This is a genomic window from Pararhodobacter sp. (assembly GCF_036802785.1).
Classification (GTDB): domain Bacteria; phylum Pseudomonadota; class Alphaproteobacteria; order Rhodobacterales; family Rhodobacteraceae; genus Pararhodobacter.
Map to the genome: position 1 here is coordinate 1 of NZ_DAIRVN010000048.1, position 24,048 is coordinate 24,048.

At 64.2% G+C, this 24,048-nt stretch carries 19 protein-coding genes; 8 read left to right on the forward strand and 11 right to left on the reverse strand.

Annotation, left to right across the window (positions count from 1 at the left end):
- Positions 1-58: 58 nt before the first annotated feature.
- Both V7Q53_RS15385 and V7Q53_RS15390 read right to left on the reverse strand, forming a co-directional pair.
- Entirely contained in the window at positions 59-616 is a 558-nt protein-coding gene (locus V7Q53_RS15385) for an ActR/PrrA/RegA family redox response regulator transcription factor (protein ID WP_333829540.1), read from the reverse strand.
- Between the two features lie 86 nt (positions 617-702).
- The gene (locus V7Q53_RS15390) at positions 703-1,323 is read right to left on the reverse strand and encodes an SCO family protein (RefSeq protein WP_333829541.1); all 621 of its coding nucleotides are present in this window, start codon (positions 1,321-1,323) and stop codon (positions 703-705) included.
- Between the two features lie 118 nt (positions 1,324-1,441).
- On the opposite strand from V7Q53_RS15390, the gene regB reads away from it, so the two are divergent.
- Positions 1,442-2,830 carry a sensor histidine kinase RegB gene (regB, locus tag V7Q53_RS15395; protein WP_442954439.1) on the forward strand — a complete coding sequence of 463 codons (1,389 nt, stop codon included), beginning with the start codon at positions 1,442-1,444 and terminating at the stop codon, positions 2,828-2,830.
- A gap of 72 nt (positions 2,831-2,902) precedes the next feature.
- Positions 2,903-4,573: a PAS-domain containing protein gene (locus V7Q53_RS15400; RefSeq protein WP_333829543.1), complete on the forward strand. Its 1,671-nt coding sequence runs from the start codon at positions 2,903-2,905 to the stop codon at positions 4,571-4,573.
- 30 nt (positions 4,574-4,603) lie between these two features.
- Here V7Q53_RS15400 and trxA read toward each other — a convergent pair whose 3' ends face one another.
- From trxA to tsaE, 4 genes are read right to left on the reverse strand one after another with little or no spacing between them, the layout of a single operon-like run.
- A complete protein-coding gene (gene trxA / locus V7Q53_RS15405) occupies positions 4,604-4,924 on the reverse strand; it encodes a thioredoxin (RefSeq protein WP_333829544.1) in 321 nt (106 codons plus the stop codon).
- 45 nt (positions 4,925-4,969) lie between these two features.
- Positions 4,970-8,323: a double-strand break repair helicase AddA gene (gene addA, locus V7Q53_RS15410; protein WP_333829546.1), complete on the reverse strand. Its 3,354-nt coding sequence runs from the start codon at positions 8,321-8,323 to the stop codon at positions 4,970-4,972.
- The gene (addB, locus tag V7Q53_RS15415; protein WP_333829548.1) at positions 8,316-11,255 is read right to left on the reverse strand and encodes a double-strand break repair protein AddB; all 2,940 of its coding nucleotides are present in this window, start codon (positions 11,253-11,255) and stop codon (positions 8,316-8,318) included. Before addB ends, addA begins: the two co-directional genes overlap by 8 nt.
- Entirely contained in the window at positions 11,245-11,718 is a 474-nt protein-coding gene (gene tsaE / locus V7Q53_RS15420) for a tRNA (adenosine(37)-N6)-threonylcarbamoyltransferase complex ATPase subunit type 1 TsaE (protein ID WP_333829573.1), read from the reverse strand. Before tsaE ends, addB begins: the two co-directional genes overlap by 11 nt.
- 102 nt (positions 11,719-11,820) lie before the next feature.
- Here tsaE and hslV point away from each other — a divergent pair, with 102 nt between their 5' ends.
- Entirely contained in the window at positions 11,821-12,378 is a 558-nt protein-coding gene (gene hslV, locus V7Q53_RS15425; protein WP_333829550.1) for an ATP-dependent protease subunit HslV, read from the forward strand.
- Positions 12,375-13,676 (forward strand): ATP-dependent protease ATPase subunit HslU, encoded by a 1,302-nt coding sequence (hslU, locus tag V7Q53_RS15430; protein WP_333829552.1) that lies wholly within the window; start codon positions 12,375-12,377, stop codon positions 13,674-13,676. The genes hslV and hslU overlap by 4 nt, the downstream gene beginning before the upstream one ends.
- A gap of 48 nt (positions 13,677-13,724) precedes the next feature.
- Here hslU and V7Q53_RS15435 read toward each other — a convergent pair whose 3' ends face one another.
- Together V7Q53_RS15435 and V7Q53_RS15440 are read right to left on the reverse strand one after the other, a co-directional pair.
- On the reverse strand, positions 13,725-14,156 hold the full coding sequence (locus V7Q53_RS15435) for an acyl-CoA thioesterase (RefSeq protein WP_333829554.1): 432 nt from the start codon (positions 14,154-14,156) through the stop codon (positions 13,725-13,727).
- The gene (locus tag V7Q53_RS15440; RefSeq protein ID WP_333829556.1) at positions 14,149-14,928 is read right to left on the reverse strand and encodes a hypothetical protein; all 780 of its coding nucleotides are present in this window, start codon (positions 14,926-14,928) and stop codon (positions 14,149-14,151) included. The genes V7Q53_RS15435 and V7Q53_RS15440 overlap by 8 nt, the downstream gene beginning before the upstream one ends.
- A 155-nt stretch (positions 14,929-15,083) precedes the next feature.
- On the opposite strand from V7Q53_RS15440, the gene V7Q53_RS15445 reads away from it, so the two are divergent.
- The 3 genes from V7Q53_RS15445 (at position 15,084) to msrA (ending at position 17,567) form a co-directional block, all read left to right on the forward strand.
- Positions 15,084-16,310, forward strand: a complete 1,227-nt coding sequence (locus V7Q53_RS15445; protein ID WP_333829557.1) for an argininosuccinate synthase — start codon at positions 15,084-15,086, stop codon at positions 16,308-16,310.
- 96 nt (positions 16,311-16,406) lie between these two features.
- Positions 16,407-16,691: an SCP2 sterol-binding domain-containing protein gene (locus V7Q53_RS15450; RefSeq protein ID WP_333829558.1), complete on the forward strand. Its 285-nt coding sequence runs from the start codon at positions 16,407-16,409 to the stop codon at positions 16,689-16,691.
- 240 nt (positions 16,692-16,931) lie between these two features.
- Positions 16,932-17,567 (forward strand): peptide-methionine (S)-S-oxide reductase MsrA, encoded by a 636-nt coding sequence (gene msrA, locus V7Q53_RS15455; protein WP_333829559.1) that lies wholly within the window; start codon positions 16,932-16,934, stop codon positions 17,565-17,567.
- On the opposite strand, the gene V7Q53_RS15460 is transcribed toward msrA, so the two are convergent.
- Together V7Q53_RS15460 and V7Q53_RS15465 are read right to left on the reverse strand one after the other, a co-directional pair.
- Entirely contained in the window at positions 17,561-18,433 is an 873-nt protein-coding gene (locus V7Q53_RS15460; RefSeq protein ID WP_333829560.1) for a ribokinase, read from the reverse strand. The genes msrA and V7Q53_RS15460 overlap by 7 nt on opposite strands.
- A gap of 13 nt (positions 18,434-18,446) precedes the next feature.
- Entirely contained in the window at positions 18,447-20,705 is a 2,259-nt protein-coding gene (locus V7Q53_RS15465) for an NADP-dependent malic enzyme (protein WP_333829561.1), read from the reverse strand.
- Between the two features lie 158 nt (positions 20,706-20,863).
- Here V7Q53_RS15465 and mutS point away from each other — a divergent pair, with 158 nt between their 5' ends.
- Positions 20,864-23,491: a DNA mismatch repair protein MutS gene (gene mutS, locus V7Q53_RS15470; RefSeq protein WP_333829574.1), complete on the forward strand. Its 2,628-nt coding sequence runs from the start codon at positions 20,864-20,866 to the stop codon at positions 23,489-23,491.
- A gap of 1 nt (position 23,492) precedes the next feature.
- On the opposite strand, the gene V7Q53_RS15475 is transcribed toward mutS, so the two are convergent.
- The gene (locus V7Q53_RS15475) at positions 23,493-24,044 is read right to left on the reverse strand and encodes a nucleotide exchange factor GrpE (RefSeq protein ID WP_333829562.1); all 552 of its coding nucleotides are present in this window, start codon (positions 24,042-24,044) and stop codon (positions 23,493-23,495) included.
- Between the last annotated feature and the right edge of the window lie 4 nt (positions 24,045-24,048).

Consider the following 24,048-nt stretch of genomic DNA (forward strand, 5'->3'; position numbering starts at 1 on the left):
CCCGCCCCCCCGCCCGCCCGCCCCCCCCCCCCCCCCCCCCCCCCCCCTTCCCCGGGCCTCAGCGCGGGCTGCGCTTGGCGAGGATGCGCTGCAGGGTCCGCCGGTGCATGCTCAGCCGCCGCGCGGTTTCCGAGACATTCCTGTCGCACTGCTCATAAACCCGCTGGATATGCTCCCACCGCACCCGGTCTGCCGACATCGGGTTCTCGGGCGGGGCGGGCAGGGCATTGTCGCCGCGCGGCACAAGCGCGTTGACCACCTCATCGGCATCGGCGGGCTTGGACAGATAATCCGTCGCGCCGATCTTGACCGCCGCCACCGCGGTGGCAATCGCGCCATAGCCGGTCAGCACCACGATCCGGCTGTCCGGCCGCCGTTCACGCAGCGCCTCCACCACATCCAGCCCGTTACCATCCTCCAACCGCAGGTCAATGACCGCATAGGCGGGCGGATTGGCCATGGCCAGCGCCCTGCCCGAAGCGACCGAATTCGCGGTCTGCACCACAAAGCCCCGCCGCTCCATCGCGCGTGCAAGGCGTTTGAGAAACACCTCGTCATCATCGACCAGCAACAGCGAGGGGTCAGCGCCAAGATCAAGAGGGGTGTCTTCGGACATGTCCGCAATCCTTACCATGCTACCGTCTGATCTAGGCAAGACAGCAGGAGAGGTCAAATAATGATGCGGGCGGGGCGGGAAATATGTCACATCCGATCAATGAAGCATTCCGTCTGCTCGGCGATCTGCTCTGCCGACTGATCGCGCCGGAAGACTTCGACAAAGCCATGCCCGGGCAGCACGAGGTAGCTGAAGGTCGAATGATCGACCAGATAGAATTCATCATCCGACGGCTGCACCGAATAGAAGGTGCGATAGGCGCGCGAGGCGGCGCGGATCTGCTCTTCGCTGCCGGTCAGGCCGATCATGCGGTCATGAAACACGCTGGAAAACTGGGTCAGCACCTCTGGCGTGTCGCGCTGCGGATCAACCGAGATGAAAACCGGCTGGGTGATATGCCCGTTCTCTTCCAGCAGCTCCACCGCCATCGCATTGCGCGCCATATCCAGCGGGCAGACATCCGGGCAGAAGGTGTAGCCGAAATACAGGATCGTCGGCATCGTGATCACATCTGCGTCAGTCACCGTCTGACCATCCTGATTGACCAGCTCGAACGGCCCGCCGATAGAGCCCGCACCGCCTGAAATTGCTGTTCCACGGCATTGCGCAAAACGGTCATCGCCGCGCCCGGCCAGAACCATCCAGCCCAGAACGCCCAGCATCACTGCCACCAGTGCTGCCGCACCGATACTGTAGATCCGAATCATCTGTCTCTCCGTGGTTCCTGCGCTGCGCCGCTTGATGCCCCAGCCTGCGCAGCCTAACAATGCCAATCGACACCCCGCGACAACAGGCCGCCCAATGTTCCCGCCCCCCGAAGGATTGATGCACCGCGACATTCAGGGCCACTGGGTGCGCCTTGAGACCCTGACAAGGGTGCGCTGGCTGGCGTCGTTCGGTCAGATCATGGCCTTGCTCATCGCTTATCACGGCTTCGGGCTGCGGTTCAATCTGGCGCTGGGGCTGGCCGTTGTCGGCATTTCGATGGTGTCGAACATTCTGAGCGCCGCAATCTTTCCGCGCATCCGCCGCCTGTCTGAGGGCGAGACGCTTCTCACCCTTCTGTTTGACACCGCGCAACTGACCCTTCTGCTGTTTCTGACCGGCGGGCTGGGCAACCCTTTTGCCCTGCTGCTGCTGGCCCCTGTCACCGTTGCGGCCACCACGCTTCAGCTGCGCAGCACCCTTCTGCTGGGTCTGGTCGCCATTCTTCTCACCACGCTGCTGGCGCGTTACTTCCAGCCACTTCTGCTGCCCGATGGCGCGCCACTGGTGCTGCCGGACCTGTTCCGCTTCGGTTTCTGGCTGGCCATTGTAGTGGGTATCGCCTTTATCGGCCTTTATTCGCGCAGCGTTGCGGCTGAAAAACACGCGCTGGCCGAGGCCCTTCTGGCCGCCCAGATGGCCCTTGCCCGCGAACAGAAGCTGACCGATCTGGGCGGCGTAGTCGCTGCCGCCGCGCATGAACTGGGCACACCGCTTGCCACGATCAAACTGGCCAGCGCCGAGCTGATCGACGCGCTCGCAGACCAGCCGGAACTGCGCGAAGATGCCCGCCTGATCCGCGAACAGACCGATCGTTGCCGCGCCATCCTGCGCTCGATGGGCCAGGCGGGCAAAGATGACCTGCATCTGCACCACGCGCCCCTTGAAACCATCCTGCACGAAGCCGCAGCGCCCCACACCAACCGGGGCAAGGAAATCCTGTTTGCGCTGACCCCTCTGGGTGGTGCTGACCCGGCGATTCCGCAGATTCTGCGCGCGCCTGAGGTCATTCACGGGCTGCGTAACCTGATCCAGAATGCCGTGGATTTCAGCCGCTCCCGCGTCTGGGTTGAGGGGGAATGGACCGCTGACCAGATCACCGTGCGCGTCGTCGATGACGGGCCGGGCTATCCGGCGCATCTTCTGGGGCGGATCGGCGAGCCTTATCTGCGTGACCGCCGCGACGGGTCCCGGGCCGAGGCGCGCCCGGGCTATGAGGGCATGGGCCTTGGCCTGTTCATCGCCAAAACCCTGCTGGAGCGTTCAGGCGCCTCTGTCGGCTTTGCCAATGCCGGTTCCCGGCGCATGCCCGCCGCACGAGCGGATCAACGCGGCGCCATCGCCGAAGTGCGCTGGAAACGCACCCTGATCGAGGCTGACACCCGCCGCGCTCTGGGCGAGAACACCCTTCACGGCGCGGCGCCAGTCACCAATCACGAGGGCTCTTAACCCGCGCTTAACCAATACCGGCAATGCTTGTACCTGTCCGCGCCCTCAGCGGGGTCCAAAGGCAGGCCTTCCATGCAGAACCCTTTAATTTTCGCAATTATCCTCGTCGTGACCTCGGCGCTCACCGCCCTGGCCGTGGTCATGATCGCCAGCGCCCTCACCCGCAGGCCAAAACGCGCTGACAACAGGGCACTGGGCCTGAACCGGCTGGACCCGGTCTTTCTGTTCGATGACACCCGGCTTGTTGACGCCAATGATCGCGGCGCTTCACTGCTGGATGCCCTCGCCGCTGCCGAAGGGATGCAGCGGAGCAAGAAGGGCACAGAAAGCTGGCGGCTTCTGTCGCGCTTTCTGGTCGTGGGTTTCCCCGATCTGACCGAGCAGCTTGCATCCCTGTCCGAGCGCGGAAAAATCCAGATTCCGGCGCAGGATACCTCTGGCCTCAGGCTTCAGGCTGAATGGCTGGATGGCACCGCCAGACTGACGCTGACAGACACCGCCGCCGACGAAGGCAGCGTCATGCTCGACCGGCTGAGCTATCGCGCCATGGAAGAAGAGCTTGCGGTGCTGCGTCGCGTCACCGACCGTTCGCCCATTCTGACATGGCGCGAGAATGTGCAGGGGCAGGTGATCTGGGCCAATGGCGCCTATCTGCGCCAGCTGGCCGAAAGCGGGCTGGGCGAATCATTCAACTGGCCGCTGCCCCGGCTGTTTCTGGCCGGCGCGATCGGACCTGAAGAGCGTGTGGCGCTTCCGGGCACCGTGAACGGCCGCCAGCGCTGGTTCGACATCACGCGCATGGCCGATGAAAAGGGGCAACTGGTTTTCGCGCTTCCTGCGGATGAGGCCCAGCGCGCCGAACGCACCAAGCGAGAGTTCATCCAGACCCTTACCAAGACCTTCGCAACCCTGCCCATCGGCCTTGCCGTTTTCGACCGGACGCGCCGGTTGCAGCTTTTCAACCCCGCGCTGACCGACCTGACCGGGCTTGAGCCAGAGTTTCTGCTGTCGCGCCCCGGCATCGAGGGGTTCCTGAACCGGATGCGCGACAAACGCGTCCTGCCAGAGCCACGGGATTATCACAGCTGGTCCAAGCGCCTGCTGGAGATCGAAAAAGGCGCGGCGAACAGCGATTTTGAGGAGACATGGTCACTGCCGACCGGGCAAACCTTCCGCGTATCGGCAAGCCCGCATCCGGACGGGGCGCTGGCCTTCCTGATCGAGGATATCACCTCAGAAGTGCATATGACCCGCAACTTCCGCACCGATCTGGAAACCAGTCAGGCCGCGCTCAACATCCTCGACACCGCGCTTGCGGTATTCACCCAGAATGGTCAGCTGATCCTGACAAATGCCGCGTTCAACCGTCTCTGGACGTTGGAGGGGGACGATACGCTCGCGGGTTTCACCCTTTCCGACGCGCTGGCAAACTGGCGCGAAGACAGCGAGGATCCAGCCCTGTGGAACCGCATTGCCGAATTGTCGCGCCCGGGCGCGGCGCCGGGGCTTGTCTCAGGGGTGATGCAGCTTGACGATGGTGAGTGTCTGGCGGTTTCAGCGCAGAAAGTGTCGAACAACACGGTCGTCATCGCCTTTGACCGGCTGGAGGATATCGCGGATGAAAGTCCGGCAACCCCCCATATGGTTGCTGAGTTGCCTGAAACCTTTGAGGCGGAGCATGAAGTCAACCCCCGGCGCACCACGTCCTACCGGGGTGCTCAGGTCATCCGCGCAAGCGCCTGAGCGCTGCACGGATGACCCAAAGTCATCGGCTCAGATCGACGAATCGATCCAGCTTGCAAGCGCCGCCTTGGGGGCCGCACCCACCTTGTTCGCCACGATCTGGCCGTTCTTGACCAGAAACAGCGCGGGAATACCACGGATACCCATGGCGGCCGTCACTTCCGGGTTTTCATCGACATTGACCTTGGCGATCTTCACCCGGCCCGCGTATTCTTCCGAAAGCTCCTCCAGTGCGGGGCCGATCTGCTTGCAGGGGCCGCACCATTCGGCCCAGAAATCAACAACGACGGGCAGGTCGCTGTCGCGCACTTCGGCGTCAAAATTCGCGTCTGTAACAGCAATGGTCGGCATGGGGCTTCTCCGGTGGAAATCTGGGGGATGGCAGTTACAAATTAACTATGGGCCACCAAGGACCGGGTCAAGGGCTGCCCGCGCAAGCGCCGCTGCGGCAGTTGGTCCGGGGATCGGCATGATCCGCTGCGTGGCTGTCCAGACAAGCGCGGTTTCCACCCTGCGGTCCGGATAAAGCGCCTGCAGCAGATGCGCATAGGCACCCATCTGCCGCAAAAGCCCCTCCGGCACCTGCGCGGGATCGGCCGGAACCACCCGGTTCGTCTTGAAATCCAGCGCCGTCACGCTCTCGGCCGTAATCAGCAGCCGGTCGATTGTGCCAAGCATCCGGCGCCCGTTCCATTCACCGGACAGGCTGACTTCCGCCAGAACATCGGGCGTAAGGAAGGGCGCCATCCCTTCGGTGCTGAAAAGCGCCAGCGCCTCGGTCAGGCAGATCTCCAGCTCATCCGGCACAGCGCCGAAGGGGGCCAGATGCCTGCGCCCCGCCGCCTCTCGCTGCTCAGGCGGCAGGGCGGGAAGATGCTCCAGCAGCAGGTGAATCATCTCCCCGCGCCGCAGCGCCACCCCCTCTTCCGCGCCCGCGTCACCCGGAAGGGCCTTGGCACCGCCAAGCGATGAGGGGCTCAACACCCCCGCCGCGACGGGCAGAAGCGGAAGGGGCGCCAGCAATTCGGCCCCGCCCTGCCCGGTCGCCGGCCGCACCACCGGCAGCGCAGGCATACCGGGCGCGGGCCAGTTGCCGTGCTGGAACCGCACGCCCTCGCCGGTCGGAAAATCACAGGGCACCGCGCCGATCGCACCCAGCCCGCGCGCGACGCGGCCATACCAGCCCTCACCCGCCTCCCCGGCGCCTGCAACAATCAGCCAGCGCTCGGCCCGGGTTAGCGCGACATAAAGCAGCCGGTCACTTTCCTCGTTACGTTGCGCGGCGCTTTCCTCATCGGCATCAAGCTGCGCCTGCGGGGCATCCGGCTTGTTCATCCGCAGGATGGGCACGCCCTTCACCGCGCTCAACCCCATCGCCGGGGGCGCGCGCCGTTCAGCGGTATCCGGCAGAATGACAATCGGCGCCTCCAACCCCTTCGCGCCATGCACCGTCATCACCCGGATGCGCCGCCCCGCCGCCTCTGACTGGCGCTTGATCTCGGCATCACTCGCCGCCAGCCAGCCCAGAAACCCGTCCAGCGAGGGAATGCGCCCCTGTTCATACTGCAGCGCCAGCGACACAAACGCCTCGATCGCATCCTCGGCCTCGGGGCCAAAGCGGGCCATGATCCGGCGCCGCCCATCATGCCGCGTCAGGATGCGCTCGATCAGCTCATAGGGGCGCAGAAAGTCTATCTGATCGCGCAAATCAGCAAGAACAGAGACGGTTTCAGCCCATTCAGGCCCCGCGCGCAACCGCTCCCACAGAAACTGCTTTTCGCGCCCCTGCGCCAGCCGGAACAACTGGTCTTCAGACCAGCCGAACAGGGGCGAACGCAGGGTAATCGCCAGCGAAAGGTCGTCTTCCGGCAAGGCGAGAAACCGCAGAAGCGCAATCAGATCCTGCACCGCCAGTTCTTCGCTCAGCACCAGCCGGTCTGCCCCGGCAATCTCCAGCCCGCGCGCCTTGCAGGCCCGGATAACCTCGTTGAACAACAGCTTGCGCCGCCGCACGAGGATCAGAAAATCGCCCTCATGCACCGGCCGCGCACCGCCCTCCACATCAATCCGCTCACCCCGGTCGATCATCGCGCGGATCTCGTCGGCGACAGCCTGGGCCAGCGCGATCTCGTGGTTCTGCTCTGACGGCCGGTCCAGCGGCTCATCCCATTCCCCGTCCTCGGGCCTGCCCGCCGGTGGCACCATCGGCCAGAGGTCAACCCGGCCCGGCATCTGTTCGTGAAACGCCAGATGTTCGACCGCGCCGCCCAGCCCGTTGGCACCCGCACGCGGCGCGAAGCAATGATCCACCAGCCGCAGAATGGCATCGGATGAGCGGAAAGAATGCTTCAGTTCCATATGGTTAAGCTGCCGCCCGATACCGGAAAGCGCATGGTCAAACTTTTCGCGCATCCGGTCGAACCCGCGCAGATCGGCACCCTGAAAGGAATAGATCGACTGCTTCTTGTCACCCACCACAAAGATCGTGCGCTCAGCCTCCCGCGCGCCCTGGCCTGAGGTGAACTCCTGCGTCAGCAGCTCAACCACGCGCCATTGTTCCGGGCTGGTATCCTGCGCCTCGTCGATCAGGATATGGTCAATCCCGCCGTCCAGCTTGAACAGCACCCATTGCGCCACCGCCGGATCGCTGAGCAACCGGCGTGCGCGCAGGATCAGATCGTCAAAATCCAGCCAGCCGCGCCGGGCCTTCGCGGCCTCAAGCGCCGGAATCCAGACCCGCGCGAAACGGTGCAGCGCCTGAGTGCGCGCGGCGGCGGCCAAGGCTTGCCGCCTTGTCCGCGCGGCCTCAACCCGCAGCGCGAGGGCGTTGAGCGGGTCCAGCAGATCGGCAGGCATTGCCTCCCGCAGCGCCTTTGTCGGAATGGCGCCGACTTTCGCGGCGAAAGGCCCGGCCTTGGCGGTCGCCCCATAAAGCAGCGCCTTTTCCAGCGCTATCAGAGACGAAACTGACGGGCTCCGCGCCGCGCGCAGGGCCTCAGCCAGTTTGAGATCGCTGGCCGCGCCCGCCATCAGAATGGGCAGCAACGCCTCGATCAGGGCGGCCTCACTCCCCAGATAGACTTCCGCCAGCAGCGCTTCCTCGGTAAAACCTTCGGGCAGGTCGAACAGCGCAGCGATATCGGTGGCGGCGGTGCCATGGTCAAAAACGTCTCTGAACCGGCCCAATTGCTCAAGAACGGCGGCCAGCGCGGTCTCATTGGCGACCATCGCCAGATCGCGCAGCACCGAGGCTTCTGGCCCGTTGGCAAGTTTGTCGAGCACCTCAAGCTGAAGCTGGCGCAGGCTGCGTTCATCGGCCTCGGTAAAGTCAGGCGCGACCCCGGCTTCCAGCGGAAAACGGCGCAGAAGCGCGCTGCAGAAAGAGTGAATCGTCTGGATTTTCAGCCCGCCCGGAGTCTCGATGGCGCGGGCAAAAAGGCGCCGGGCGCGGGCCATCAATTCAGGGTCATCCGAGACGGGCTCACCAAGGCCGGTCAGCTGGTCGGTCAGCGTGCCGGGCTCCAGCATCGCCCATTCCCCCAGCCTACGGAACAGACGGTTCTGCATCTCGCTCGCGGCGGCCTTGGTATAGGTCAGGCACAGAATGCGCTGCGGCTCCACCCCGCGCAGCAGCAGCCGCGCCACCCGGTCGGTCAGAACCCGCGTCTTGCCAGAGCCTGCATTGGCCGAAAGCCAGGTCGAGGCCGTGGGCTCAGCCGCGACGATCTGGCGGTGGCTGGCTTCATTCATCGCGGTCCCCCACCGGAATTGTTTCTGCCGTGTCGGTGACCTGCCACTCACCCAGCCGCGCAAGCTGGTCATACTGGCCGCTGTCGGTGTCCTTTTTCAGCGCGCGGCGCGCGGTGAAGCCCTGATCCGGGCTCAGATAGGCGCTCAACAGTTTATGAAGCCGGGCGCGGTGTTCGCGCAGCGCCTCGGCGCCCACATCGGCGGCCTCGCATTTGAATTTCGTGCCGACGCCGATGAACTCTGCCAGCTCAACCGTGGCCGGGTCGAGGTCATTGAATGCCCCCTCCTCGGCCATCATCGCCAGCAGGATCAGTTGCTTGTCAAAATGCTCCTGTTCCTTTTGGCTGGGCGGATTTCCGGTTTTGTAGTCAAAGATCCGCAGGCGGCCATCGGGCTGACGATCAATCCGGTCAGGCCGCCCTGTCAGCCGGAAAAGCGGGTCGCTCAGGTTCAGTGCGCCCTTGCTTTCGGTCAGAACGGGCGTTCCGGGCTGGCTGGCCTGCCAGTCAACAAAGGCCTGCGCCACGCCGGACAGGCGCGCAAGCCATTGGATGCGGGTGGCGGACCACGGCACTTCCTGCGCCAGCACAGTCTCTGCAATGGCCATAAGGGCCTCGGCGCTTCCCGTTTCGCCGGGCGGCAGGCTTTTGGTGTATTCCTCGAACACAAGGTGCAATGCGGTGCCGCGCAGGCGGGCGTCCGGCTCCGGCGCGAGGGGGTCAAGGCTGCGCAACCGCAGAATCGTGCTGGCGTAGATATGATAGGGGTCGCGGATCAGCGCCTTGATCGCGGTTACCGGCAGCTCGCGCATCCGGGCAGAGACCGGAGGCGCGGGTGCGGGCCGGGGGTTTCGCGCGGCAACGACCGGCGGCACGGGGCCCAGATCCGCCTCGAACGCAGCCGCAAGGGCCAGCCAGTCAGCGCCGCGCGCGGTCATCTGCGCCAGCGCTTCGGGGCCGTTTTGCAGCGGCAGGCCCGAGATCAGGTTTTTCAGCCTGTTCAGCCAGCGCGAGGGGATGGTTTCGGCCTCGGCGTCACGGGTGGCGCGGGTCAGAACCACCGCCTGCGCGCCGATTGCCTGCTGGAAGTCATGCGCCGAAAGGCCGATCTGCCGCTCAGGCAGCAGTAGCCCGGCATCCAGCCGCATGCGCCGGTTGAACCATGGGTCAGGCTGCGGGGACTGGGGCCAGATACCGTCATTCAGCCCGGCAAGCACCACCAGGTCAGCGCCCAGCGCGCGGGCTTCCAGCGTGCCCCAGATCATCAGATCAGGGTGGCTTTCAACAGCTTCGCGCACTTCCTTGCCCAAAAAAAGCGTCTCTAACAAGGCGATATAGTCCATAATCGTCAATGTGCCGCCGTGTTCGGCATTGGCGCAAAGCTCGTCCATGGCAGCGCGTGCGGCCTGCCCGGCCTCAGCCAGCCACAACTCGCCGCTTCCCTCCGCACCCGCGCCCCCGGCGAGGGTTTCGGAGAGCCGCAGATGGGCCGTGAGCCAGTCCTCCAGCGGGCGCTCAGCTGCGGCGGCGACAAGTGCACCGCCAAGCCACGCCGCCCAGGCCAGCCGCCCCTCGTTCTGCCCGGCCCAGCGGTGCAGATCTTCAGCTTGCGGGAAGGGGATGGCGCGGCGCCGCAGCCAAAGTTCCAGTTCACGCAGGTGCAGCAGGTGCTGCCCGCGCGCCGTGGCGCTATGGGCAATGGGGTGTTTGAGCAGGGCAACCAGCGCTTCCGAGCCCAGCTCGCCACGCATGGCCTCAGCCGTCTGGCGCAGAAACCGCCCCGGCGCGGACAAAGCAAGCGGGCGGCCCGCGCTGTCATCCGGGCGCAGGTGCCAGCGGTCCAGCGCGGCGATCACCTGCCGGGAAAGTGAGCGATCCGGCGTTATCAGAGCCGCTTTTTGCCCGTCCAACACCGCCTGCCGCAGCCTGAGCGCAATCGCCAGCGCCTCCGCCCGCGGGTTGGGCGCCTCGATCAGCGTAATGCCCTTCGTCGCCGCAATCAGGTCGCCCAGCCCCTGCCCCTCGCTCAGCCAGCGGTCGGTCACCGGCGCGGGCCGCAGCGCAAGCGAGACGAGACGGTTGCGCGCACTATCCGGCGCCGCCGGACCAGCCCACAGCGGCACATCCCGCGCCGTGAGGCCAAGCGCCTGAAGCAGGGCGAAATAGCGGTATTGGGGATGATCCTCACTCAGCAGCGGATCTTCCAGCCCGGCCCAGACTGTTTCCGGCATGTCAAAATCAAACCCCGGCAGGATCAGTGCCCCCTGCGGCAGCCGCGCAACCGCCTGCATCAGCAGCGCCGTTGTCCCGCGGGAGCCGGTTGAACCGGCGATGATCAGCGGATGGGTGGGCGGCGCATCGGCCCAGCGCGCGATCAGCGCCTCAACCGCCTGGCGTTGTCGGGTCTGCGTGTCAGGCGCGGAATCGGCACCTAGATAGCCCGCAACCAGCCGGATGAAGCGAAGCGAGCGCGCCCAGTGTTCGGAGTGGTTGCTGACATCAAGCGTTTCCAGCGCCTCGGTCAGCACCCCTTCGGCATGCATTTCATCCAGCAGGCGCGACAGGCTCTCGGACAGCGAAAAAGCGGCGTGGCGGGGGGCGAGGTCAGGTTCGGTTTCCAGCAGCTTGCGGATCAGCTGCGCCAGCTCCAGCCGCCTGCGCAGGGGGGAATGGACCGGCGCTTCACTGTCAAACCCCTCAGCCAGATCGGTGATCAGACGGACACGCGGCAGAAACCCGGCGCCAGCGTCAACCATCGCGGCGATGACGCGACTGCGCATGCGGGCGGTATTCACCAGAACCTCGACCCGCGCCATCGCTTCCGGCGGCTGGCCCTGGAGACGAAGCCGCAGGCCACGCGCAACGGAAGCGGGGAAATCGGCACCGGGTTCCTGAGCAAAGACGCGGGGCAGCGGGCCTTGTTCAAACATCATCCAGCCCTTTCAGACGCGCGGCCCAGTCAGGGTTGGCTGAGCAAAGCACCAACCTGCGCGTATCATCGTTTTCGACACTAAACAGCATGGTCAGAGCCGTTTTTGGCCGATCTCGCCCCAGCCGCTCAGGCCATTCCACAAGACAAAGCGCCGTCTCAAAAGCGTCAGTCAACCCCAGCTCAAGCGCCTCATCAGGATGGGTCAGGCGGTAGAGATCGGCATGCCAGATATCAAACCCCGGCCCCTCATAGGTCTGAACCAGCGTGAAGGTCGGTGAGGGCACGTCCTCGGGCTGCGCCAGAAGCGTCTGGATCAGCGCGCGGGCAAAATGCGTCTTCCCCGCGCCGATCGGCCCTTCCAGCAGCAGCACATCCCCGCCGCGCAGATGCGGCGCAAGGCGGGCGGCGAAACGGGTCATCGCCTCGGCGTCAGGAAGGAAAAGCGTGGGGTGAACGGTCTGCATGGCGCCAGCATAGCGCCGGGCCGGGCCGCTCACCAGAGGGGGTTCTTGTCGATCCGGGGTCACACGGCCATATAGGGGCGGACAAAGCAAAGGAAGACAGCAATGGCGGATGATCGGTTTCCCGGCTGGCATGGCACAACTATTCTGGCGGTCCGGCGCGGCGGCGAAGTTGTGGTTGCCGGTGACGGGCAGGTTAGTCTGGGGCAGACGGTGATCAAGGGCTCAGCCCGCAAGGTGCGGCGCATCGGCGCCGGGGGGCATGAGATTGTCGCCGGATTTGCCGGGTCAACGGCTGACGCGTTTACCCTGCTGGAGCGGCTGGAAAAGAAGCTTGAGGCTTCGCCGGGGCAGCTGGCGCGCGCCTGTGTCGAGATGGCAAAGGACTGGCGCACCGACAAGTACCTGCGCAATCTTGAGGCCATGCTGATCGTCACCGATGGCGCGGATCTCTATGTGATCACCGGCGCGGGCGATGTGCTGGAGCCGGAACATGACGTGACCGCCATCGGATCAGGCGGAAATTTCGCACTGGCTGCCGCGCGCGGGCTGATGGAGACCGACCTGACCGCCGAGCAGGTCGCGCGCAAGGCGATGTCGATTGCGGCCGAGATCTGCGTTTACACCAATGGCAACCTGACCGTGGAGACCATCCGCAAATGACCGACCTTACCCCCCGCGAGATTGTCTCGGAACTGGATCGCTTCATCATCGGGCAGGCAGCGGCCAAGCGCGCCGTGGCTGTGGCCCTGCGCAACCGCTGGCGGCGCAAGCAGCTTGAACCCGGACTGCGCGAGGAGGTGCACCCGAAGAACATCCTGATGATCGGCCCCACCGGCGTGGGCAAGACCGAGATCAGCCGCCGCCTGGCAAAGCTGGCGCGCGCGCCGTTCCTCAAGGTCGAGGCCACGAAATTTACCGAGGTCGGCTATGTCGGACGCGATGTGGAGCAGATCATCCGCGATCTGATGGATGCCGCCATCGCCATGACCCGCGAACAGATGCGCGACGATGTCCGCGCCCGCGCCCAGGCCGCCGCCGAAGAGCGCGTGCTGGATGCGATCGCCGGCAAGGACGCCCGCGCAGGCACCCGCGATCTGTTTCGCGGCAAGCTGCGGCGCGGCGAACTGGATGACACGATGATCGAGGTTGAACTGCCTGACAGCGGGCCGTCGATGCCGATGCTGGAAATTCCAGGGATGCCGCAGCAGGGCGGGATGAATCTGGGCGACATTTTTGGCAAGGCCTTCGGGCAGCGCACGGTCAAGAAGCGGTTGTCCGTGTCAGAAAGCCATGAACTGCTGGTCAGCGACGAGGCCGACAAGCTGCTGGACGATGAGGCAGTGAAGGCCGCAGCACTGGAGGCGGTGGAGCAGAACGGCATCGTGTTTCTGGATGAGATCGACAAGGTCTGCGCCCGCGCCGAGACGCGCGGTGCGGATGTCAGCCGCGAAGGCGTGCAGCGTGACCTGCTGCCGCTGATCGAGGGGACGACGGTTTCAACCAAATACGGGGCGGTCAAGACCGACCATATCCTGTTCATCGCGTCGGGCGCGTTTCACGTCGCCAAACCGTCAGACCTGCTGCCGGAATTGCAGGGGCGCCTGCCGATCAGGGTGGAGTTGCGCGCGCTGACCGAGGAAGACTTCGTGCGCATCCTGACCGAGACCGACAACGCCCTGACGCTGCAATACACCGCGCTGATGGGAACCGAGGCGCTGAAGGTCTCATTCACCGAAGACGGTATCCGCGCGGTGGCGCGCATCGCGGCGGAAGTGAACGAGGCGGTCGAGAATATCGGTGCGCGGCGGCTCTATACGGTGATGGAGCGGGTGTTTGAGGAGCTGTCCTTCACCGCGCCGGACCGGGGCGGGCAGGAAGTGGTCATCGACGGTGCGTTTGTGGAGACCAATATCGGCGATCTGGCGCGCTCGGCTGATCTGAGCCGGTATGTGTTGTAAGGTTAAAAAGAGCGTATTTAGGGCAAGATGAAAGCCGCCCTCAGCCCCTCAGAGCAGAAAGCGCGCCATCTTTTCGCGGATGGGTTCAGGCATGGGGGCTGAGCGGCGGGTTTCGGGGTTGAAGAACACCTCGGTCAGATCATAGGTGGCGTGAATTCTGCCCGTCTCTGCATGGATCATCCGCAGGTGATGGGTGCAGCTTTTGCCACCCAGCCGGACCACCGCGCCGTCGATCAGGAAGATATCGCCCGCCTTCAGTTCCTGCAGAAAGTTGGTTTCGGCCTTGGCAGTGACGATATGGACGCCGAAATCATCCTGCATCTGGCTGATGCCCACTCCCAGCGCCGCATAGAGGTGAAAGGTGGCGTCATCGAAGAAGGGCGCGTAGTGGCGCACATTCATATGGCCGAAGATGTCATGGTGCCAGGGATGCACCACGCCACGCAGAAGCGGGAGGCGGGGTTTTTCGGCCTCAGGCATTGAGCGCGCGCTTTTCGACATAATGACCATAGATGGTGGTCAGGACGCTGACACCGATCATCAGCACCGCCCATTGCACCGCAAAGGCCCAGAGGAACGCCAAGAAAGACGAGATCTGCGCCAGAAGCATGACCGGCAGATTGGCCAGCCAGACCCCCAGCACCGAGATCACCGCCAGCACCACGAAAGCCGCGCCGCTGGTGCCCGTGGCATACCACGCCTCTTTCAGCGGAATACGCTCCTGCAGGGCGGCGGAGGGCAGGATGGGCGAAATGCGGTAGGAGATATAGGTGACCGGGAGCCAGACCAGCGCAAAAAGAACCAGCCCGGCAAGGGTGAGGCCGCCCGGCGAGCCACTGACCATCATCGGCGCGGCAATCAGCCCGGCCAGAAGCCCGAAGGGCACGGCCACCGCAACCAGCACCAGCACGAAAATGATGCCCGCCAGAACATAGGACAGAATCGCGGGCCCGTTGAAGGGCGGCAGGGCTGTGCCCGGTTGCTCTTCGCGCAGGATAAAACGGTGCCAGGCAACCGCGATCCACAGGGTGGAGACCAGCTGAATGATCAGCACCAGCCCCGCCGATCCATAAGGGTAGGTGCCGGACATCATCATTTCGGTGGTGTCGATTCCCATGTGGAGGAACTGCACACCCAGAAGGATGGCGAGAACGAACTGCAAAGCCATCAGCGCAGCCGATATGCGCAGCGCGGCGTTGAGGTTGCTGGTCACCATGCCGATGGCGTGGAACAGAATTGTCAGGCCCTTCATGCGTTCCCCCGAACATAGGATGTTGCCGCTGCCAAGTAGGGCCGCGCGGCGGCGCTCTGTCAAGCCCGCAACCCGCCCTGCCCCGCTTGCGGGTGTTGCGAAGGCGTTGCAAAGCGGATAGCGAGGGGCAAAACGTCAGCACTGGAGTTTTCCCCATGTCCGCGCCCAAGAAAGTTGTCCTGGCCTATTCCGGCGGGCTGGATACCTCGATCATCCTGAAATGGCTGCAAACCGAATATGGCTGCGAGGTGGTGACCTTTACCGCCGATCTGGGTCAGGGCGAAGAGCTGGACCCGGCGCGCAAGAAGGCTGAGCTGCTGGGGATCAAGCCTGAGAACATCTATATCGAGGATGTGCGCGAGGAATTCGTGCGCGACTTCGTCTTCCCGATGTTCCGGGCCAATGCGCTTTATGAGGGGCTGTATCTGCTGGGCACCTCCATCGCGCGGCCGTTGATTTCCAAACGGCTGGTCGAGATTGCCGCTGAAACCGGGGCCGATGCCGTGGCGCATGGGGCGACCGGCAAGGGGAATGATCAGGTCCGGTTTGAGCTGTCTGCCTATGCGCTGAACCCCGATATCAAGGTCATCGCCCCCTGGCGCGAATGGGATCTGACCAGCCGCACCAAGCTGCTGGAATTCGCCGAGACGCATCAGATTCCCATCGCCAAGGACAAGCGCGGCGAGGCGCCCTTCTCGGTCGATGCGAACCTGTTGCATACCTCAAGCGAGGGCAAGGTGCTGGAAGACCCGGCCGTTGAGGCACCTGAGTTCGTGCTGCAGCGCTCGGTCCCCGTTGAGCAGGCCCCCGACACGCCCGAGATGGTGGAAATCACCTTTGAGCGCGGCGATGCCGTGGCGATCAACGGTGAGGCGCTGTCACCCGCCACCATCCTGACGCGGCTGAATGAGCTGGGCGGCAAGCATGGGATCGGTGTGCTGGATCTGGTGGAAAACCGCTTTGTCGGCATGAAATCGCGCGGGGTGTATGAGACGCCCGGCGGCACGATCCTGCTGGAAGCGCATCGCGGGATTGAGCAGATCACGCTAGATTCGGGCGCCGGGCATCTGAAAGATTCGATCATGCCGCGCTATGCCGAGCTGATCTATAACGGCTTCTGGTTCTCGCCTGAGCGCGAGATGCTGCAGGCGCTGATCGACAAGAGCCAGGAGCATGTCACCGGCACGGTTCGGGTAAAGCTTTACAAGGGTGTGGCGCGGACGGTGGCGCGGTGGTCTGACCATTCGCTCTATTCCGAGGCGCATGTGACCTTTGAGGATGACGCGGGCGCCTATGACCAGAAGGATGCCGCCGGGTTCATCAAGCTGAATGCGCTGCGGCTGCGGTTGCTGGCCACACGCAAGCGGCGGCTGGGTCAGTAAGGTTTCACGTGAAACAAACCCGCTCCGCTTGACGCGAGGGCGGGTTTGCTTTTGCTGCGCTGCGGCGGTATTCGGTTTTCAGTGATGGAGATGCCTATGTCGCTGCCCGATATTGCCGCGCGTATCAATCGTGCGTTGGAGAACCGGCCCTTTGAAGGGTCGCTCAAGTTTGATTGCGGTGAGGCCGGGGTGCTGGTGCTTGCCGATGGTCAGGCCGCGCTGGAAGACCGCGCGGCGGATTGCACCATTGCGATTACCGAGGAAAACCTGATCAAGCTGTTGACCGGCAAGCTGAACCCCATGACCGGGGTCATGACGGGGAAGCTGAAGGTTTCAGGCAATCCCGCTGTCGCGATGCGCTTTGCCAAGCTTATTGGCTGAATCTACCAAAGAAGCGCAATCGCGCCCAGCCAGATCGCCGCCCCCAGCGCTGTGCCGATCATCACCCCCGCCCCGGCAGGGAGATCGTCTGGCTGGCTGCGTGGTTTCTGCGGCTGTGACATCGAAATTCTCGCGCTGCTTCGATCATAGTTGCGTGAAACCCTGAATAAACCCTTAACCTGGGCGAGAAAGTGTCAGCTTCCGGGCTAAGATATGCCTGAGCGTGGACAGGAGGGTTTCATGATACGGCGTATACTGGCTTTGGTTCTGGTGCTTGGAACAGCGGCGACTGGCGCGGCAGCGCAGCGGATTGAGACCGCCTTGGTGGCTGGCGGCTGCTTCTGGTGCGTTGAATCGGATTTTCGCAGGGTTGAAGGGGTTATCGATGTCTCGGTCGGTTTTGCCGGTGGGCGCACCGAAAACCCCGATTACAACGCGGTGACGCGCGGCGGCACGGGGCATCTGGAGGTCGCGCAGATCAGCTTTGACGCTGAGGCGGTCAGCTATGCGCAGATCCTGCATCTGTTCATGCGCTCGATCGACCCGCTGGATGCGGGCGGGCAGTTCTGCGACCGGGGCGAAAGCTACACCACGGCGATCTTTGCCACGCCTGAGCAACGGGCCGAGGCCGAGGCCGCGATTGCCCGGGCGAGCGCTGAGCTGGGGCAGCCCGTAGTGACGCCGGTGCGCGAAATTGCCGCGTTTTGGCCAGCAGACGAATACCATCAGGGCTATGCCTACAGCTCGGAGCTGGTGCTGACCCGGTTTGGCCCCCTGACGCGCTCAACCGCTTACGGGCGCTACCGCGAGGCCTGCGGGCGCGATGCGCGGGTGCGCGAAGTCTGGGGCGAGGATGCTCCGTTCATCCGTCACTGAGACGCCAGAAAGACATCCACATCGTGATACTCCGGCATCGCCCCGGCGGTGCCGGGCCGGGTGACCTGAATCGCCGCAGCGGCCGACGCGAAACGAAGCGCCTGTTCCGGCGTCATCCCCTGATCAAGCGCCGCAGCCAGCGACCCGGCAAAGCAATCGCCCGCGCCGGTGGTATCAACGGGCTCTACCGCGAAGGCGGGGGCGTGGAACTGATGTTCGGCGCTGATCCAGTCTGCACCATCGGCGCCACGCGTGACGACAACCACCTGAACCGGCAGATCAGCCAGCTTAGTGCCGGTTTCCGCCTCAAGCGCGGCGGCTTCACCGGCGTTCATGAGCAGATGGGTGACATGGGGCAGAATGGCCTTGAGCGGCGCCAGCTCGAACGGAGCGGCCGAATAAAACACCCGCATCTGATGCTCTCGCGCCATGATCGCCGCTTCGACCTGATGCGAGGTTTCGTTTTGCAGCAGCAGGATATCCGCCGCCTGCCCGGAACCCAGCGCCCGCGCGATCACCTCTTCTGACTGCGTCCGATTGGCGCCGCCGTGGATGATGATCACGTTCTCGCCCGCCGGATCGGTCAGGATGATGGCGTGGCCGGTCGTGGCATCAACCCGCGCGATAGAGCCCATATCAAGCCCCAGAAGCGCCAGTTGCCCGTTCGTCCAGCCATCACCCTTGCCGATGGCGCCGATATGCACCACCCGCGCCCCGCCGCGCAGCGCGGCGACCGACTGATTGGCGCCCTTTCCGCCCAAGCCCTTCTCAAACCCAAGCGCCGCCAGCGTCTCACCCGGCTGGGGCAGATGCGGCATGCGGTAGAAATGGTCGATATTGATCGAACCGAGATTGAAAACCGTCATGCCGTCCCCTGTTTCAGCCGATCCGGCCAGCGGCCATCACGGCCATGTTGAGAATGTCATTCACCGTGGCCCCGGTCGAACAGATCTGAATGGGCCGTGAAACCCCCGTCAGAATCGGCCCGATCACCGTTGCCCCCGCCATCTCCTGCATCAGCTTCACCGAGATGGAGGCCGAATGCCGCGCCGGAACCACCAGAATATTGGCCGGGCCGGTGAGCCGCGAAAACGGGTAATGGGCGGCGGCGGCGGGGTTGAGCGCCACATCGACGGTCATTTCCCCTTCATATTCAAAATCAACCTTGCGGGCATCCAGCACCTCGGGCGCGCGGTGCATTTTCTCGGCGCGCTCGGAAATCGGATAACCGAAGGTGGAGAAGCTGACAAAGGCCACACGCGGCTCCAGCCCGATGCTGCGCGCCACGCCGGCGGCCTTGGTGGCGATATCGGCGAGGTCATGCTCATTGGGCCATTCATGCACCAATGTATCCGCGATCAGCACGATCCGGCCCTTATGCAGCAGCACCGACACGCCCACCGCCCCATCCTGCGCGCGGGCATCGAACACATGGTTGATCATGTCCATCACCAGCGCCGATTTGCGTGTGGCGCCGGTGATCAGCCCGTCGCCATGGCCATGGGCCAGCATCAGCGCGGCAAAGATGTGCCGGTCGCGGGTGGCCATGCGGTGAACATCGCGCAAGTCAAACCCTTTGCGCTGCAAGCGGTTGTAAAGGAACGCTTTATACGTCTCCAGATGGCGGGTGTTGGCGGCGTTGACGATCTGCAACTCGCGCACCGCGTCACCCATACCCGTCGCATCCAGCCTGCGGCGCACATCCTCCTCGATGCCGACAACCAGCGCCTTGCCAAGCCCAGAGCGTTGATAGGAGACCGCCGCGCGCAACACGCGCTCATCATCCCCTTCGGCAAAGATCATGCGCGACTGGGCCTGACGGGCGCGGGCGAACAAGCTTTGCTGGATGCTGGCGGTGGGGTCCATCCGCGATTTCAGGTTGAGCGTATAGCTGTCCATATCAATGATCGGCCGCCGCGCCACGCCAGTATCCATGCCTGCCTTGGCCACGGCGGGCGGGATGCGGTAGATCAGACGCGGGTCAAAAGGCGTGGGGATGATGTAATCGCGCCCGAAGGTCAGCTTGCGCCCGTAAGCCATGGCAACCTCATCCGGCACATCCTCTCGCGCCAGTTCGGCCAAAGCACGGGCGCAGGCGATCTTCATCTCATCATTGATGGCGCGGGCGTGGATATCCAGCGCACCCCGGAACAGATACGGGAAGCCCAGGACGTTGTTCACCTGATTGGGGTAATCACTGCGCCCGGTGGCCACAATCGCATCGGCGCGCACCGCATGGGCCTCTTCCGGCGTGATTTCGGGGTCAGGGTTGGCCATGGCAAAGATGACCGGGTTATCGGCCATGCTCGCCACCATCTCAGGCGTCACCGCGCCCTTGGCCGAGACCCCCAGAAACACATCCGCGCCCGCCATCGCCTCTTCCAGCGTGCGGTGCGGAGTGTTGGCAGCATGGGCAGATTTCCACTGGTTCATCCCCTCGGTGCGGCCCTGCCAGATCACGCCCTTGGTGTCGCACATGATGCAGTTGTCATGCTGCGCGCCCATCCGCTTGAGCAGCTCCAGACAGGCGATACCGGCGGCCCCTGCTCCGTTCAGCACAATGCGGCAATCCTCGATCTTCTTGCCGGTCAGTTCCAGCGCGTTGATCAGCCCGGCGGCGCAGATCACGGCAGTGCCGTGCTGGTCATCATGGAACACCGGGATATCCATGATTTCCTTCAGGCGCTGCTCGATGATGAAGCATTCGGGCGCCTTGATATCCTCCAGATTGATACCGCCAAAGGTGGGGCCCATCAGGCTGACAGCCTTGATGATCTCGTCGGCATCCTCGGTATCCAGCTCGATATCGATGGCATTCACATCGGCAAAGCGCTTGAACAGCACCGCCTTGCCCTCCATCACCGGCTTGGAGGCCAGCGCACCCAGATTGCCCATGCCCAGAATGGCGGTGCCGTTGGAAATGACCGCCACCATATTGCCCTTGGCGGTATAGTCATAGGCCAGCCCCGGATCGCGCGCGATGGCCTCGACCGGGATGGCAACGCCAGGGGAATAGGCCAGCGACAGGTCGCGCTGCGTCGCCATCGGCTTGGAGGCGATAACCTCGATCTTGCCGGGCGTCGGCTCAAAATGATAGGCAAGCGCCTCTTCAGGGGTGAATTTGGTTTTACGGGTCATCTGCGGCGCTCCTCACCTGTGCCACATCCTTAGCGCCCCCTTTCGCACAGAACAACAGTGCCTAAATACGCCTTTCCGCCCGGGCAGCGGTTTTGTAGGGTCGCGCACACGAGGCCAAGGAGAAAAATGTGAGCGCGCAGGACGCCAATGTCACGCCGATGATGGCGCAGTTTCTGGAGATCAAGGCGCAGAACCCCGATGCGCTGCTGTTTTACCGGATGGGCGACTTCTACGAGATGTTCTTTGATGACGCCGTGGCCGCCGCCGCCGCGCTGGACATCGCATTGACCAAGCGCGGCCAGCATCAGGGCGCGGATATCCCCATGTGCGGGGTGCCGGTGCATTCGGCTGAGGGGTATCTGCTGACGCTGATCCGCAAGGGGTTTCGCGTGGCGATTGCCGAGCAACTGGAAGACCCCGCCGAGGCCAGGAAGCGCGGCTCAAAATCGGTGGTGAAGCGCGATGTGGTGCGGCTGGTCACGCCGGGCACCCTGACCGAGGATTCGCTGCTGGAACCCCGGCGCCATAACTTCCTGTCGGCATTCGCCATGGTGCGCGATGAGGGGGCGCTGGCATGGGCGGATATCTCGACCGGCGAAATGCGGGTGATGCCCTGCCCGCGCGTCCGGCTGGCGCCGGAACTGGCGCGGCTGGCCCCGCGTGAAATGGTGGTTCTGGCCGGGTCAGAGCCTGATTTTGACGAGTTGGCAGGCGAATTCGGGCTGGCGATCTCTGGCCTGTCGCGCGCCAGTTTTGACAGCACGGGCGCCGGAAAGCGGCTGTGCGCGCTGTTTGGGGTGACCACTCTGGACGGGTTCGGCAGCTTTGGCCGGGCGGAACTGTCGGCGCTGGGTGCGCTGGTCGAATACCTTGACCTGACGCAACGCGGGCAGATGCCCCTTCTGCGCCCGCCGGTGCGCGAAAGCGCAGGCGCCGTGATGCAGATCGACGCAGCGACCCGGCGCAATCTGGAGCTGACGCAGGCGATGAGCGGCGGGCGCGACGGCTCACTGCTGGCGGCGATCGACATGAGCGTGACGGCAGGCGGCGCGCGGCTGATGGAGCGGCGGGTTTCAAGCCCGTCCTGTGACCTGAACGCGATCAGGGCGCGGCTGGCCGGTGTCACGGCGCTGGTGGAAAGCGACCCTCTGCGCGCCGATCTGCGCGCCGCTCTGCGGCAGGTGCCGGATATGGACCGCGCCCTGTCGCGCTTGTCGCTGGACCGGGGTGGCCCGCGTGATCTGGCAATGCTGCGCAACGGGGTGGCGGGCGCGGGGCGGATTGCCGGTATTCTGGGGAATGCCGATGTGCCCCCCCTGCTGACCGAAGCCGCGATGGCGCTGGTCGGCCATGATGTGCTGACTTCGCGGCTGGAGAATACGCTGGTCGCTGACCCGCCGCTGTTGGCCCGCGACGGCGGCTTTATCGCTGCCGGTGTAGATGCGGAGCTGGACGAGGCGCGGCGCCTGCGCGACGAAGGGCGCGGGGTGATTGCCGCGATGCAGGCGGAGTATATCGCTGACAGCGGAATCAACTCATTGAAAATCAAGCATAATAATGTGCTTGGCTATTTCATTGAAACCACCGCCACGCATGCCGAAAAGATGCTCTCGCCGCCACTGTCCGATCGGTTCATCCACCGTCAGACCACGGCCAATCAGGTGCGGTTCACCACGCTTGCGCTGTCTGAGATGGAAACCAAGATCCTGAACGCAGGCGGGCGGGCGCTGGAGATTGAAAAACGCCTGTTCGAGACCTTGCGCGCCGAGGTTCTCGCGGCCGCCGGGCCCATCCATGCCACGGCGCGCGCGCTGGCCGAAATTGATGTCGCCGCCGCCCTGGCCGAACTGGCGCGGCTGCGCGACTGGTCGCGCCCGGTGGTCGATGAAAGCCGGAGCTTTGACATTCAGGGCGGGCGGCATCCGGTTGTCGAACAGGCGCTGTTGCGAAGCGGGCAAAGCTTTGTCGCCAATGACGCGGCGCTGAACCCTGAGGATAACGGCGCAGCGATCTGGCTGGTGACCGGGCCGAACATGGCCGGTAAATCAACCTTTCTGCGCCAAAATGCGCTGATTGCACTGCTGGCGCAGGCGGGCAGCTATGTGCCCGCGCGCGCCGCGCATATCGGGCTGGTGGGGCAGTTGTTCAGCCGGGTCGGCGCCTCGGACGATCTGGCGCGCGGGCGGTCAACCTTCATGGTCGAGATGGTTGAAACCGCCGCGATCCTCAATCAGGCCGATGACCGGGCCTTTGTTATCCTTGACGAAATAGGGCGCGGAACGGCCACTTATGACGGGTTGTCGATTGCCTGGGCGGTGCTGGAGCATCTGCAAAGCGTCAACCGCTGCCGCGCGCTGTTTGCTACCCATTACCATGAGATGACAGCGCTGGCTGACCGGCTGGAAGGTGTGCAAAACGCCACTGTTGCCGTGCGCGAATGGGAAGGTGAGGTGGTTTTCCTGCACGAGGTGCTGCGCGGCGCGGCGGATCGCTCATACGGGGTGCAGGTCGCACGGCTGGCAGGGCTGCCCGATGCGGTGATCGTGCGGGCGCGTGAGGTGCTGGAACTGCTGGAGCGCGGCGACGAACGCCAGAGCGGTGCGAAGGGGTTGATCGACGATCTGCCATTGTTCGCCGTCAAGCCAGCCCCGAAACCCGCCCCCGTAAAGGCATCCGTCGTCGAGGAGCGGCTGAAAGCCATTCACCCCGATGCGCTGACCCCGCGCGACGCGCTGGCGCTGATCTATGATCTGCAGGCGCTGTTGCGGGGGTCAGGGCAAGGATAGATCAGCCGGGCGTGGAGGAAACACCCACCTGCGCCGGGCGCAGAAGCTGCTCATGCATGCGGAACCCGTCTGAGACCACCTGAATGATCTGCCCGGCGCGCGTGCCCGGCATCGGCGCCTCGAACATGGCTTCGTGCAGATGCGGGTCGAACATGTCGCCGGCCTGGGGCGAAACGCGCTCAACCCCATGTTTTGCCAGCACATTCAGCAGCTCGCGCAGCGTCAGTTCCACCCCCTCAACCAGGCCCTGAGCCTGATCACGGGTATCGTCATTGATCACCGACAGCGCGCGGCTGAGGTTGTCATAGACGGGGATCAGATCACGCGCGAGCTTGGAGCCGCCGTAAATCGCAGCCTCCCGCCGGTCTTTTTCGCCGCGTTTGCGGGTGTTTTCCAGATCGGCCAGCGCGCGCATCAGACGGTCGCGCATTTCCGAGCGTTCGACCTCAAAAGCGGCGTTGGCTTGCTCAAGCGCCGCGGCAAGATCAAGCGGCTCGGCCTCGGTCTGGGGTTCGGACAGGTCCGGGTTTTCGGTATTCTGTGGCTGTGCCATGTCT

Bases quoted from the DNA above. Each gene is read 5' to 3' on its own strand.
- V7Q53_RS15450 (WP_333829558.1), top strand. From the start codon at position 16,407: ATGTCGCTGCCCGATATTGCCGCGCGTATCAATCGTGCGTTGGAGAAC.
- V7Q53_RS15460 (WP_333829560.1), bottom strand. From the start codon at position 18,433: ATGACGGTTTTCAATCTCGGTTCGATCAATATCGACCATTTCTACCGC.
- addA (WP_333829546.1), bottom strand. From the start codon at position 8,323: ATGAATGAAGCCAGCCACCGCCAGATCGTCGCGGCTGAGCCCACGGCC.
- V7Q53_RS15440 (WP_333829556.1), bottom strand. From the start codon at position 14,928: ATGAAGGGCCTGACAATTCTGTTCCACGCCATCGGCATGGTGACCAGC.
- trxA (WP_333829544.1), bottom strand. From the start codon at position 4,924: ATGCCGACCATTGCTGTTACAGACGCGAATTTTGACGCCGAAGTGCGC.
- V7Q53_RS15390 (WP_333829541.1), bottom strand. From the start codon at position 1,323: ATGATTCGGATCTACAGTATCGGTGCGGCAGCACTGGTGGCAGTGATG.
- V7Q53_RS15400 (WP_333829543.1), top strand. From the start codon at position 2,903: ATGCAGAACCCTTTAATTTTCGCAATTATCCTCGTCGTGACCTCGGCG.
- hslU (WP_333829552.1), top strand. From the start codon at position 12,375: ATGACCGACCTTACCCCCCGCGAGATTGTCTCGGAACTGGATCGCTTC.
- tsaE (WP_333829573.1), bottom strand. From the start codon at position 11,718: ATGCAGACCGTTCACCCCACGCTTTTCCTTCCTGACGCCGAGGCGATG.
- V7Q53_RS15435 (WP_333829554.1), bottom strand. From the start codon at position 14,156: ATGCCTGAGGCCGAAAAACCCCGCCTCCCGCTTCTGCGTGGCGTGGTG.
- regB (WP_442954439.1), top strand. From the start codon at position 1,442: ATGCACCGCGACATTCAGGGCCACTGGGTGCGCCTTGAGACCCTGACA.
- V7Q53_RS15475 (WP_333829562.1), bottom strand. From the start codon at position 24,044: ATGGCACAGCCACAGAATACCGAAAACCCGGACCTGTCCGAACCCCAG.
- hslV (WP_333829550.1), top strand. From the start codon at position 11,821: ATGGCGGATGATCGGTTTCCCGGCTGGCATGGCACAACTATTCTGGCG.
- V7Q53_RS15465 (WP_333829561.1), bottom strand. From the start codon at position 20,705: ATGACCCGTAAAACCAAATTCACCCCTGAAGAGGCGCTTGCCTATCAT.
- mutS (WP_333829574.1), top strand. From the start codon at position 20,864: ATGATGGCGCAGTTTCTGGAGATCAAGGCGCAGAACCCCGATGCGCTG.
- V7Q53_RS15385 (WP_333829540.1), bottom strand. From the start codon at position 616: ATGTCCGAAGACACCCCTCTTGATCTTGGCGCTGACCCCTCGCTGTTG.
- V7Q53_RS15445 (WP_333829557.1), top strand. From the start codon at position 15,084: ATGTCCGCGCCCAAGAAAGTTGTCCTGGCCTATTCCGGCGGGCTGGAT.
- addB (WP_333829548.1), bottom strand. From the start codon at position 11,255: ATGATGTTTGAACAAGGCCCGCTGCCCCGCGTCTTTGCTCAGGAACCC.
- msrA (WP_333829559.1), top strand. From the start codon at position 16,932: ATGATACGGCGTATACTGGCTTTGGTTCTGGTGCTTGGAACAGCGGCG.